Annotated in this window: 10 protein-coding genes; 5 read left to right on the top strand and 5 right to left on the bottom strand. The window is 67.6% G+C overall.

Annotation, left to right across the window (positions count from 1 at the left end; translation table 11 throughout):
* Window positions 1–11 precede the first annotated feature (11 nt).
* On the bottom strand, window positions 12–1,862 hold the full coding sequence (locus ACVOMH_RS04960) for a glycosyltransferase family 39 protein (RefSeq protein ID WP_481551221.1): 1,851 nt from the start codon (window positions 1,860–1,862) through the stop codon (window positions 12–14).
* Window positions 1,863–1,898: 36 nt separating this feature from the next.
* On the opposite strand from ACVOMH_RS04960, the gene ACVOMH_RS04955 reads away from it, so the two are divergent.
* Genes ACVOMH_RS04955 through ACVOMH_RS04940 form a run of 4 tightly spaced genes read left to right on the top strand, consistent with a single transcriptional unit; the run spans window position 1,899 to window position 6,274 of the window.
* A complete protein-coding gene (locus tag ACVOMH_RS04955; protein WP_481551220.1) occupies window positions 1,899–2,846 on the top strand; it encodes an AAA family ATPase in 948 nt (315 codons plus the stop codon).
* A 13-nt stretch (window positions 2,847–2,859) separates the two neighbouring features.
* On the top strand, window positions 2,860–3,804 hold the full coding sequence (locus ACVOMH_RS04950) for a DUF58 domain-containing protein (protein WP_481551572.1): 945 nt from the start codon (window positions 2,860–2,862) through the stop codon (window positions 3,802–3,804).
* A complete protein-coding gene (locus tag ACVOMH_RS04945) occupies window positions 3,801–5,750 on the top strand; it encodes a transglutaminase TgpA family protein (RefSeq protein ID WP_481551219.1) in 1,950 nt (649 codons plus the stop codon). The genes ACVOMH_RS04950 and ACVOMH_RS04945 overlap by 4 nt, the downstream gene beginning before the upstream one ends.
* Window positions 5,747–6,274, top strand: a complete 528-nt coding sequence (locus ACVOMH_RS04940; RefSeq protein WP_057506287.1) for a Slp family lipoprotein — start codon at window positions 5,747–5,749, stop codon at window positions 6,272–6,274. The genes ACVOMH_RS04945 and ACVOMH_RS04940 overlap by 4 nt, the downstream gene beginning before the upstream one ends.
* Before the next feature lie 154 nt (window positions 6,275–6,428).
* On the opposite strand, the gene ACVOMH_RS04935 is transcribed toward ACVOMH_RS04940, so the two are convergent.
* The 4 genes from ACVOMH_RS04935 to dnaX all read right to left on the bottom strand — a co-directional run bounded on the left by ACVOMH_RS04935 (window position 6,429) and on the right by dnaX (window position 9,746).
* Window positions 6,429–6,779, bottom strand: coding sequence for a histidine triad nucleotide-binding protein (locus tag ACVOMH_RS04935; protein ID WP_481522881.1), 351 nt, complete (start codon window positions 6,777–6,779; stop codon window positions 6,429–6,431).
* 51 nt (window positions 6,780–6,830) lie between these two features.
* Window positions 6,831–7,430 carry a recombination mediator RecR gene (recR, locus tag ACVOMH_RS04930; protein ID WP_481522880.1) on the bottom strand — a complete coding sequence of 200 codons (600 nt, stop codon included), beginning with the start codon at window positions 7,428–7,430 and terminating at the stop codon, window positions 6,831–6,833.
* Window positions 7,431–7,523: 93 nt separating this feature from the next.
* Window positions 7,524–7,844 (bottom strand): YbaB/EbfC family nucleoid-associated protein, encoded by a 321-nt coding sequence (locus ACVOMH_RS04925; RefSeq protein ID WP_054659998.1) that lies wholly within the window; start codon window positions 7,842–7,844, stop codon window positions 7,524–7,526.
* Between the two features lie 6 nt (window positions 7,845–7,850).
* Window positions 7,851–9,746, bottom strand: a complete 1,896-nt coding sequence (gene dnaX / locus ACVOMH_RS04920; RefSeq protein WP_481551218.1) for a DNA polymerase III subunit gamma/tau — start codon at window positions 9,744–9,746, stop codon at window positions 7,851–7,853.
* 217 nt (window positions 9,747–9,963) lie between these two features.
* On the opposite strand from dnaX, the gene ACVOMH_RS04915 reads away from it, so the two are divergent.
* Complete coding sequence (locus tag ACVOMH_RS04915; protein ID WP_481551217.1) at window positions 9,964–12,627, top strand: methyl-accepting chemotaxis protein; 2,664 nt, start codon at window positions 9,964–9,966, stop codon at window positions 12,625–12,627.
* Window positions 12,628–12,674 lie beyond the last annotated feature (47 nt).

Raw genomic sequence — 12,674 nt, 5'->3', positions numbered from 1 at the left:
CGCACCGCGTTCTATTTTTCCACGATGAAAGGCTGCTCCATCCATTGTTCGGCACTGCCGTCCCGGCCATACAGACGAAGCCCCAGCCAGTGTCGCCCCGGCTTCAACCCGGCGATATCCACCTGCGCATCAAACCCCACGTCGGGATGGCGGGGATCGCTGGTGCCCGGCCACGCAGGCCGCACATCGAAGGTGCGGCCGTACTTCGCATCACCTGCACTGCGCCCATCCACCAGCAGCTCCACCCGCGCCAGCCCTACACCGTCCTTGAAGGCCCAGCCCTGCACATCCAGTTGCCCGGCGACCTTGGCACCTGCCACAGGGGTGTCCAGCCAGGCCATCGCCGGCGTCACACACGGTCCCTGCACCTTGGCCGCAGGCAGGCGGAACAGCAGAAATCGCTGGAAGCCGTGATCGGTGGACACCACGCGCGGTGGCGGCAGTGGCCCGACCAGCGCGCAGATGCGGTGATAGCGTGCCAGCAGATCGCGATAACGCTGGTCGCCCGGGGCGATCACCAGCAGCTGGGGAGCGGTGCGGCTGCCATCGCTGATCAGACCCCACAGGGCCAGCTGCGCGGTGCGACCATGCCGGTCATTGAGTTCATGCGGCAGCACCTTGATGGCCGCATCGTCCAGGCGGAATCCCAGCTCGGACCCGACCTTGAAACTGCCGGCCACTATCTCGGTCTCGGCCGGCATCTGCGCCAGCTCGTCGCGCACCGCATCGGCCAGCGGCTGCCATCCGGCGAAATTGCGCGGGTAGTACTTGCTGCCGGCCATCTGCTCGCGCAACGACGGCGCCGATGCCATCACGTAGTAGCCCAGTGCCATCACCAGTCCCAACGCAGCCACCGCCCAGACGCTGCGCCGCCAGAAGCGGGGCCAGCGGTTGAGCATCAGGGGCACACAGGCCAGCAACGCCAGGTATCCGGGCAACGGCCAATGGAAACTGACACGTTCCACATCGGTGAAGAATCCGAGCAGGAAGATCAGCAGGGTCGAGGTGGTGCCCACCAGCGCGAAATAGCGCCACTGCAGATGACGAAAGCCGCCCCGGCCGCGGCGCAGACCCTCGATGGCCACCCAGGCCAGGGCGGCAAACAACACGGGCGTGACCATCAACGGCTGGATCAGCAGGAACCACAAGCCGTCACCATGGAAGCTCCATGGATGACGTTCCAGTATCTGGAATTTCAGTCCGGCATCCTGGTTGTCCAGGTTCCACGCCAGCAGCGGCAGCCACGCCACGATCCCCACGGCTATCGCCACCCAGACACGGGCATCGCGCAGCATCCGCCGACCCTCCGGCAACAGCAGCAGGGCAATGAAGCCGACCACGATCACACCGATGAAGCGGTAGTGGCTCAGCGCGCCGACCAGCAACCCCAGCGCCAGCAGCAGCACCGCTCCCGCATCGACATTGCGCAGCAGCCGCGCGCCGGCATCCAGACAGAGCACCGCCGCGATGGCCATGGGCACATCGGGCACCGCCAGGATGCCCAGGGTCGCCGACAGCGGCATCAGCAGCGTGAATGCACCCGCCTGCCAGCCGGCACGCGCACCGAACCAGCGCGTGGTGATGTTGACCACCATCCACGGCAATAGCGCCCCCAGCAACAGGAACGGCAGGCGCACGCCGAGACGATGGTTGCCGACCAGCTCCACGCCCAGGCGCGTCAGCCAGGCGGTCAATCCCGGCAGATCGGAATAGGCCGGTGCCAGATGTTGACCTTCCTGCCAGTAGAACGCCTCATCCACGAACAGGGGAAGATAGGCCGCGATGAGAACTTTGACGCCGCTGATCAACGCCCACAGCACAAGAAACGTCGTGCAGGCACGTTGTTCGCTCGCAGTTGCCACGTAAACTCCCCTTGAAACCAGATATACGAGACGACCATGCCAGTCGCACCGCCCGGAATGCTAACCCAAGTCACACTGCAGTCCCTGCGCCAGGCGCAGGAGCAGGTCAACGCGCTGCTGCTGGGCAAGGCCCTTGAAGTGCGTTTGGCCTTTGTCGCCCTGCTGTCCGGAGGGCACCTGTTGATCGAGGATCTGCCGGGCCTGGGCAAGACCACACTGGCGCATGCCATGGCCTCCAGCGTCGGCCTGCAGTTCCAGCGTGTGCAGTTCACCTCGGACCTGCTGCCGGCCGATGTACTGGGCATCTCGATCTATGAGGCCCACAGCCGCAGCTTCCAGTTCCATCCCGGGCCGGTGTTCTGCAATGTGCTGCTGGCCGACGAAATCAACCGGGCACCGCCGCGCACCCAGAGTGCGCTGCTGGAGGCCATGGCCGAACAGCAGGTCACGCTCGATGGCGTGACCCATGCCCTGCCCGATCCGTTTTTCGTGATCGCCACCCAGAACCCGGCCGACATGTCCGGCACCTTCCCGCTGCCCGATTCGCAGCTGGACCGCTTTTTGCTGCGGCTGACCCTGGGCTATCCCAATACCGAATCCGAACGTGCCCTGCTGGCAGGCAGCAGCCGCCGGGAACTCATCGCACAGACAATGCCGTGCCTGTCCGAAGACGATATCCGCCAGCTCCGTGCGGCCGTTGAACACATCCATGCCAGCGATGCGCTGATCGACTACGTACAGCGCTTGCTGACGCGCAGCCGCCAGCAACCGGGGATACGGGTGGGACTGTCACCGCGCGCGGGCATCGCCCTGCTGTGTGCGGCCAAGGCCCATGCGCTGCTGCTGGGACGGCAGCACGTGCTGCCGGAAGATGTGCAGGCGCTGTTCCTGGGTGTGGCCGGCCATCGGCTGGTTCCCGAAGCCGAGTCGACCACCGGGCCGGCGCTGGCCCGCGCGATCCTGCACGGTGTGCAGGTTGATTGAAGTACGCCAGCTCATGCGCGGCGACTGGCAGGTGTTGCAGCTGCTGGCCCGTCCACGCCATCCCGAGACCCTTCCGGTCACCCTCGACCGGAAGCGGATCTACGTGCTGCCCACGGGTTTTGGCCTGTTTCTGGCCGTTCTGCTGACGGTGATGCTGCTGGGCGCGCTCAACTACAACAACAACCCCGCACTGCTGCTTGCGCTGCTGCTGGCAACCACCGCACTGGCCAGCGCGCTGCAGGCCCACCTGCAGCTGTCCGGGCTGCAACTGGAAGCGCTCTCAGCCGAGCCGGTCGCCGCCGGCCAACCACTGCGGTTGCGGCTGGTGATCGCCCGCCAGGATCGGCGCCCGCGCCGCGGCCTGCGGATCGAACACCCGCAGGCCCACGCCCGCGCGGACCTTGAGGGTGATGAGCGCAGCGAAGTGGACCTGTGGCTGACGACCTCCCGCCGGGGCTGGCTGGATCTGCAGCGCATCCGGTTCTCCACCACCCAGCCGCTGGGGTTGCTGCGGGCCTGGAGCTGGGTGTGGCCCGAAAGCCCCGTGCTGGTCTACCCCGCGCCGGAAACGCCCGCACATCCGCTGCCCGACAGCAGCGACGGCGCCACCCGCACCCGTATCCATCCGCTCGGCGAGGAACTGCAACAGCTGCGCCCGTACCGGCAGGGCGACGCCATGCGCACCATCGCCTGGAAACACTCCGCACGCCGCGATGGCCTGCTGGTACGCGAGTACGAGCGCCCCGCCGGTGCGGAACTGGTGCTGGACTGGGCCACCCTGGGCGCGTTGCCGTATGAGTGGCGCATCGCCCGTTTGGCACGCTGGGTGGACGACGCCGAGCGTGAAGGCCGCCGCTATCGCCTGCTGCTGCCCGACGCCGCACCGATCGGCCCGGGCAGCGGTGATGCACATCGCCACCAGTGCCTGAGGGCGTTGGCCCTGATGCCGCCGGCATGAAGACCAGCCCACCACTGGACGCCCCCACCCGGGGCTGGGCACTGCTGACCACCGCCCTGGCCCTGCTGCCCCTGCTGCTGCAGCTGCCGGCAGTGCTGGCCGTCGGCTATGCGATCGCCGCCATCGCCGTGGCGGCACTGGCGTGGCGCCACACGGTTCCCATGTCGCTGCGGCTGCTGCTTATCGCCGTCATGCTGGTGGCCATCTACTGGCAGATGGGTCCGCGCCCGGGCCGCGACAGCGGCTGCGCCCTGCTGGCGGCGATGCTGGCGATCAAATCCAGTGAACTGCGCACGCTGCGCGATGCCCGCAGCCTGCTGGGCTTCGCCCTGTTCGCGCCATTTTCGGCATTTCTGCTGGACCAGGGCCCGGGCACCCTGCTGCTGGCACTGGCTGCCGTGATCAGCACCCTGCTTAGCCTGCAGCGTATCGCGGATGGTGAAGCCGGGCGCGCCTCTGCGGCGATCAACCAGCAACTGCGCGTGGTAGGCCGCTTGATGGTCGTCGCCCTACCGCTGGCGCTGGCCGCGTTCTGGCTGGTACCGCGCCTGCCCACACCACTATGGGGTATTCCCGAACGCGCGGCCGGACGCCCCGGTCTTTCGGACACGATGCAGCCGGGCGAGTGGATCGACCTGATGGCCGATGACAGTCCGGCCTTGCGGGCGCAGTTCTTCGGTCCGGTGCCGGCGGCGAGTCAGCGTTACTGGCGCGGCCCGGTGCTGACCCGTTTTGACGGGCGCGCCTGGACGCGGCTGGACAGCCAGCGCCACACCGCCGCCCCCCGCCTTGTGGCCGCCGATGTCCGCTGGGACTACCAGATCGAATACGAGCCTACCGAACGCCGCCAGTTGGTTGCACTGGACCTGCCGACCACCGCGCCGGCGGACACCCAACTGGATGCCGATTACAGCCTGACCAGCCGACGCCCGCTGACCGCGCTCACGCGCTGGCGCCTGCAGTCCACCAGCTACCGCCAGTTCCAGCCGGACCTGCCGCCGCTGTTGCGCCAGCAGGCGCTGCAGCTGCCACCCGGCTTCAACCCGCGCACGCAGGCATTGGGACAGCAATGGCGCAGCGAGGCCGGCGGCGACGAGGCCGCCATCGTGCAGCGCGCCTTGCAATGGATCACCCGCGAGTTCGCCTACACCCTGGAAACGCCGCTGGCCGGCCGGCACAGCGCCGATGAATTCCTGTTCGAACAGAAGGCCGGCTTCTGCGAGCACTTCAGCTCGGCCTTCGTGGTGCTGATGCGCAGCGCCGGCATACCCGCGCGGGTGGTCACCGGCTATGCCGGCGGGGTGCGCAACCGTTTTGGCGACTACTGGGTCGTGCGCAAGATGGACGCGCATGCCTGGAGCGAAGTGTGGCTGTCCGGACGTGGCTGGGTCCGCGTGGACCCCACCGCCGCCGTCGCCCCGGAACGGATCTATGACACCCTCGAAGACCGTCTCGGCCAAGCCAATGCCGGCGGCTTCGACGTCGCCGGGCAATGGAACCAGCTGGCCCAGCTCGGCGACTGGATGCGCCGTGGCTGGAATGACATGGTGCTGTCCTTCGATGCCAGACGGCAGCAGCAGCTGCTGCGTCCACTGGGCATCGAGCGTCTGCAGCCGGCGCAGCTGATCGCGCTGTTCGCGGTGCTGGCGCTGCTGACGGTCGGTGCGATGATCCGGCTGCTGGCCCGCGGCGAACGCGAGCGCGATCCACTGCTGCGTGCCTGGCACCGCCTGGGCGCCCGCTATACCCGGCTCGGCCTTGCCCGTGGGCCCCACGAATCCGCTACCGCCTGGGCACGAAGGGTCGAGGAAAAACATCCCGGCAGCGACCTGCCATTACTCAGCCAACGTTTCAGCGATGCGCGTTACGCTGGCGCCCAGTCCGACCTCGCTTCACTATTGGCAGACCTGCGCAGGCATCGCCCGAAACCCGGAGCACGAACATGAAGACCCGCATTTTCCTCACCCTTGCCGCCAGCCTGGTACTGGCCGGCTGCGCGACCGCTCCCAAGCCGCTGCAAGGGCAGTTCAGCACCGTCTCGCCGCGTGATTCGGTGGCCCAGAAGCAGACCGGTACGCCGGTGCGCTGGGGCGGTCGCATCATCGAAACGCTGCCGGGACAAGGCGAGACCTGCTTCCAGATGATCGCCCGCCCGCTCAATGGCAGCGGCCGCCCGAGCAGCACCTCGGCCGACGCCAGCGACGGTCGTTTTATCGCCTGCCGTGCCGGCTTCTATGATCCGGCGGTGTTCGAGCCGGGCCGCGACGTGACCTTCATCGGCCGCATCGATGGCTACCAGACCACCAAGATCGGCGAGTACGACTATCCGCTGCCCAAGATCGCCGCCGACGTGGTCTATCTGTGGCCGGTGCAGCGCGAGGTGGAAGTGGTACCGGCCTACCCGTACGGCCCGTGGGGCCCGGGTTGGGGTCCTGGCTGGGGCTGGGGCTGGCGCGGCGGCTGGTGGTGATCCAGCCGCGTGTGACCGAAAAACGCCGCCCGATAGGCGGCGTTTTCATTTTCGTAGTGCGTGCACCCCAGCGATCGGCACGGCCGGGGGCACCTGCAACTGCGGGAGTTCCATACGTGCGCAGCGCGCGCCGGACCACTCCGCGCCCTGCTGCTCAGCCAGCGCCGAAACGCCCCAGTGGTGCGCCGGCCAGCAGATGCAGGTGGATATGGAACACGGTCTGCCCGGCATCCTCGCGGCAGTTCATCACGATGCGGTAGCCCTTCTCGGCAACCCCCTGCTGCCGTGCGTACGCGGCGGCGGCCAGGGCCAGTTTGCCGATCAGATGCGCCTGCGACGGCTGCAGGTCATCCAGGGTCGGGATGACCTCGTTTTTCGGGATGAAAAGCACATGCACCGGCGCCTGTGGCGCGATGTCCTGGAAACCCAGCACATCCTCATCTTCATAGACGATGGTGGCGGGAATCTCGCGGCGGATGATCTTGCCGAAAATCGTGTCGGTCATGCGACTTCTCTCTGCAGGAAACGGCCTACAGCTTAGCGCCTCACCCGGCGCTTATTCGCCGATTTCGCTGCGGCTGCCAAACGCATGCGACAGCGTGCCGCGGTCCACGTACTCCAACTCGCCGCCCAGCGGCAGGCCCTGCGCCAGCCGGCTCGGCCGCACCTTGTGGCGGCGGGCCAGCTGCGCCAGGTAGTGCGCGGTGGCCTCGCCTTCGACCGTGGAATTGGTAGCGATGATCAGCTCGGTGACCTCCCCCTGTGCCAGCCGCGCTTCAAGCCGGTCCAGCCCCAGCTCACGCGGGCCGATGCCGTCCAGCGGCGACAGGCGCCCCTGCAGCACGTAGTACACGCCGCGGTAACTGGTGGCATGTTCGATCGCCAGCCTATCGGCAGGTGATTCGATCACGCACAGCATCTGCCGCTCGCGACTGGCGCTGGCGCACACCGGGCATACCTCGGACTCACTGAAATCGCGGCACTGCGTGCAATGGCCGATCTTCTCGATCGCCTCGGCCAGCACTTCCGACAGCCGCTGACCGCCCTCGCGGGCGCGTTCCAGCACGTGATAGGCCATGCGTTGCGCGGTCTTCTGGCCGACGCCGGGCAGCACCCGGAAGGCTTCGATCAGTTGTTCCAGCAGCGGCAGGCTCATCGCGACAAGCTCTCTTCAAAACGAACGCGCGAAGCCTTCGAGGCTTCGCGACGTGGGCGACACATGTGCCGGGCAGCGCCGGCACGCGTCTGGTCAGAACGGCAGTTTCATGCCCGGCGGCAGCTTCATGCCGGCCGTGGCCGAGCCCATGCGGCTCTGCGATTCGACATCGATCTTGTTGGACGCATCGTTGAAGGCGGCCGCGATCAGGTCTTCCACCATTTCCTGGTCGGACAGCAGCGACGGATCGATGCGTACCTTGCGGCACTCCTTGGCGCCGGTCAGGGTGACGCTGACCATGCCGCCGCCGGCACTGCCGGTGACTTCCAGCTTGGCGATCTCTTCCTGGGCCTTCTGCAGGTTTTCCTGCATTTTCTGGGCCTGCTGCATCATTTGGGCGATATTGCCGCGCATAGTTGCTTACTCTTCAATGGGACGGATGGAATCGGCCACGACCCGGGCGCCCTGCTGGAGCAGCTGACGCACCTGGGGGTCGGCCATGAACACGGCTTCAGCCGCATTCTGGCGCTCACCGCGCTGACGGTCAGCGCGTTCGTGCAACGTCTCGGCCTGAACGTTGCCGGTTTCAATCACGATTTTCGGTGTGGTGCCCAGCGCCTGCGCCAAGGCCTGGGCCAAGGCCGTCAACGCACGCTCGGTCTGCAGGTATTCAAACCCCGGCAGCAGGCCCAACCGCAACACGCCGTGCTGAAAACTCACGAAGGCGCAGTTGGCCGCCAGCTCACGCGACGGCCCCGAAAGACCACTGTCCGCCACCAGGTCCAGCCACTGCTCGGCATTTTCCAGCGCGCGCACAGGGACATCCGGGCCACGCTCAACGGCATCAGCGACCGGCGGCACCACAGCGGGCGCGGCTACCGGCGCCTGGCCTACCGGTTCGGGTTCGGCCTGCGCCATCTCCATGGCCATGGCTTCATCACGCGCACGGGCATCGGCGGCCTCTATCGCCCAAGGCGGCAGATCGTCGGTGGATACGGGTTTCCCGGCGGATACCTCCGGTGCCGACGGCCGCACGGGGTCAGGCACGGGCGCGGTCGTCGCCATCGCGACAGGGGGCGCCGGTGGGGGTGGCGCAACCGCCGGTGCCGGTTCGACAGGCCTGGCCACCGGCGGCGCTGGCGGCAATACGGGAGGCGCAGTGGCCACGGCCGAGGCTGCCGGTGCTGCCGCGCCCGGAGCCATCGGCATCACGCTCTCGGGAACGGCCGGCACCACGCCGGCCGGACGGAACGCCAGCATCCGCAGCACCGCCATCTCAAAGCCGGCACGCGGACTCGGCGCCAGATGCAGGTCGCGACGGCCACTCAGTGCCATCTGGTACCAGAGCTGCACCACTTCCGGGCGCAGCCGCTGTGCGAAGGCGCCCGAATCGATCCCTTCACCAGGCACCACGGTCCCGGGCACTAGCTGCTGCACCTGGATGCGGTGCAGCCCCTCGGCCAGCGCATCGAGCACGCCGTTCCAGTCCGGCGAGAACTCTGCCAGCGTGGCCACCACCTGCAACAGGCGCGCACCATCTCCTGCGGCCAGCGCATCGAGCATGGCCGCCACCTGGGTGCGATCGACTGTGCCGAGCATGGCGCGCACCACGTCATCGCGCAGCGCGCCACCGGCATAGGCGATGGCCTGGTCCAGCAGCGACAGCCCGTCACGCAGCGAGCCATCGGCGGCGTGGGCCAGCTGCACAAGGGCGCTGTCGTCGAATTCGATGCCCTCGGCGGTCATGATCCGCATCATCTGCCCGCGGATCTGCTCCTGGTCCAAGCGCTTGAGGTTGAACTGCAGGCAGCGGCTGAGCACGGTCACCGGCAGCTTCTGCGGATCGGTGGTGGCCAGCAGGAATTTCACATGCTCTGGCGGCTCCTCCAGCGTCTTGAGCAGCGCGTTGAATGCCGCCTTGGACAGCATGTGCACTTCGTCGATCAGGTAGACCTTGTACTTGCCGCGCGAGGGCATGTACTGCGCGTTCTCGATCACTTCGCGTACGTCATCCACGCCGGTGTTGGACGCGGCGTCGATCTCCAGCAGGTCGATGTAGCGGCCCGAATCGATGTCCAGGCAGGCCGGGCACTGGCCGCACGGATCGGCGCTGGTGCCCTGCTCGCAGTTCAGCGACTTGGCGAAGATGCGGGCGATCGTGGTCTTGCCGACACCGCGGGTGCCGGTGAACAGGAAGGCGTGGTGGACGCGACCACTGTCCAGCGCATTGCTGAGCGCGCGGACCACGTGTTCCTGGCCCACCAGCTCGGCAAAACGCTTCGGACGCCACTTGCGGGCAAGGACGAGATAGGACATCAGGCAACCGTCTTCATCTGAGGCCCCATTGTGCCATGCCGGGCCCCGCCGGCCGTATCCGGCGCCTGTCCCGGGCCAGTGCGCGCATGGCTCAGGTTCGCGTGCGCGCGGCCGCTACCTCCGGAGTAACCCCCGGACAGCGACCCACGAGGGAATTCCTGCTGGCCGGCCCCCGATTCCACAAGGGAGAGGCCCGATGCGGATACGCAAGACAGGATTGACATCGATTGTGGCGCGCACCGCGCTGGTACTGGGCCTGGTGGCTGCCACCTGCTTCGCCGGGGCGGCTTGGCTGATCCAGCAGAAAGCGGCCGCCGTTCAGGAAGCCAGCGCACTCAATGAACTGGAGCAGCTGGCCCGCGCGGAGGCCGCCAAGGTGCGGGGCTCGGTCAACGAGCCGCTGTCGCGGGTGCGCGGGTTGGCCGACGCCACATTGGCGCTCATGGACCGCGGCAACGGCTCGCGCGCCGAAGTTTCCGCCCTGGTGCGCCGCTATGCCGACACCGACCCTGCTGTGCTGGGCTACTGGCTGGAATTCGAACCCGATGGCTTCGATGGCGCCGATGCCCGCTTCGCACGCAGCTGGCCGGACGGCGAACCGACGGACGACACGCTGAAGACGTTCGTCGCCGGTCTCTCCGAAGATCAGCGCATCAGCACCGATTCGGGGCGGCTGTCGCTGTACTGGACACGCGAGCCCTCCGGGCAGACCTCCCTGCAGGACGCGGTCGGGCCGGAAAACGACCTCAAGGTCGATGGCCCGGACGCGGAAAAGTACTACGTGGCCGTGCGCGAACGCGGCGACGAGCTGATGTTCGAACCCTACGCCGATGAGGTCTCCGGCCAGCAGGTGCTGATGACCAGCCTGATGGTGCCGATCAAGGTCGACGGCCAGTTCCGCGGCGTGGCCGGCGCGGATATCGCGCTGTCCACCATCCAGGCCGAATTGGCCAAGATCCGCCCCTACCAGCGCGGCGTGGTACGCCTGCTCTCGCCCACCGGGCGGGTGCTGGCTGCGCCGGAGCAGCAGAATCTGGGCAAGCCGTTCGCCGCGGATATGGCGCCGCTGCTGGCGCAGCTGGCCAAGGGCCAGATCGTCCGCCAGCGCACCTTCGACCCGACCGTGGGCGGTGAGGTGCTGCGCATCTATGTCCCCGTCACCGCCGGCCGTTCGCCCGATGCCTTCGCACTGATGGTGTCCGCACCGGTCGACGCGGTCATGGCCGGCGTGGTGGAGATCCGCAACCGGGTGATCCTGGTCGGTGTGGCCAGCGTGCTGCTGCTGGTGGTGGTCGTGGTGGTGTTGCTGCGCACGCTGGTGGGCACGCCGCTGCGCGGCATCGTGCAGGGCGTGGACGCGGTGGCGGCCGGGCAACTGGACTATCCGATCAGCGCCGGGGGTGAGGATGAAGTCGGCCAAGTCTCCCGTGCCCTGCGCAAGATGCAGACCGATCTGAAGGCCCGATTGGACAGCGAACGCGCGATCGCCGCCGAGAACCTGCGCGTGCGCATCGCCTTGGACAATGCCGGCACAGCCATGCTGATCGCCGACGCCCACGGCCAGGTCGCCTACGCCAACCCGGCGATGCAGCGGCTGCTGCAGCAGCATCGCGGTGAACTGGCGCAGCACCTGCCGCACGCGAACCTGGACCATCTCCAAGGCCAGACGCTGGCGCAACTGCAACCGGCAGGCGGCAACGATCCAGCCAAGGTCCAATCCACGCAGCAGAGCGAGCTGCGGTTTGGCACCGCGGTGTTCGCCCAGACCGTGGCTCCGGTGATCTCGGCCGAGGGCCAGCGGCTGGGCGTGGTGGTGGAATGGCGCGACCGCAGCCAGGAAGTGGCGGTGGAAGCGGAAGTGGCCGGCGTCATCGATGCCGCCGCTGCGGGCGACCTGTCGCAGCGGATCGACACTCTCGACAAGAGCGGCTTCTTCCGGCGCCTGGCCGAAGGTGTGAACAGCATGTTCGATACCAACGCCGCGACCATCGGCGATGTGCAGCGCGTGCTCGGCGCCCTGGCGCAGGGCGACCTGACCCAGCGCATCACGGCCGACTACCGTGGCGTGTTCGGGCGGATGCGCGATGACACCAACACCACCGTCGAGCACCTGACCGGCATCCTGCAACGTGTGCATGGCGCGGTCGATGCCATCAGCAGCGCCGCCCGCGACATCAACGCCGGCAACAACGACCTGGCTGCGCGCACTGAACAGCAGGCCGCCAACCTGGAGGAAACCGCCGCCTCGATGGAAGAGCTGACGTCCACGGTGAAAAACAACGCCGGCACCTCGCAGCAGGCCCGCCAGCTGGCAACCGGCGCGGCCGACATCGCCGCACGCGGCGGCACGGTGGTCGCGCAGGTAGTCGAGCAGATGGACGGCATCACCCATGCCTCGCGGCAGATCGAGAGCATCATCGGCGTGATCGACGGCATCGCCTTCCAGACCAATATCCTGGCGCTGAACGCGGCGGTGGAAGCCGCCCGCGCCGGCGAACAGGGGCGCGGTTTTGCGGTGGTCGCCAGCGAAGTGCGCTCGCTGGCGCAGCGCTCGACCGAAGCGGCACGGCAGATCAAGCAATTGATCGGCGATTCGGCGCAGCGGGTGGACCAGGGCGCGGTGCTGGTCAACGACGCCGGCCGTACCATGCAGGAGGTGGTCACCGCGGTGCGCCAGGTCAACGAGCTGATGGCCGAGATCTCGGCCGCCTCGCAGGAACAGAGCGCCGGCATCGAGCAGGTCAACCAGACCATCATCCACATGGACAATGCCACCCAGCAGAACGCGGCGATGGTGGAGGAAGCCACCGCCGCGGCCCATGCCCTGCAGGAGCAGGCCGACGAGCTGGCACAGATGGTGGCCGTGTTCCGTCTACAGTGAGCCCCGGCATATGGCCCCGGTGCAGATTCGACTTGTGGCCGCCGCCG

Source organism: Stenotrophomonas sp. STEN013, assembly GCF_056760355.1.
The sequence above is the reverse complement of the archived record's forward strand: the minus strand, read 5'-3'. Positions and strand labels throughout refer to the sequence as shown.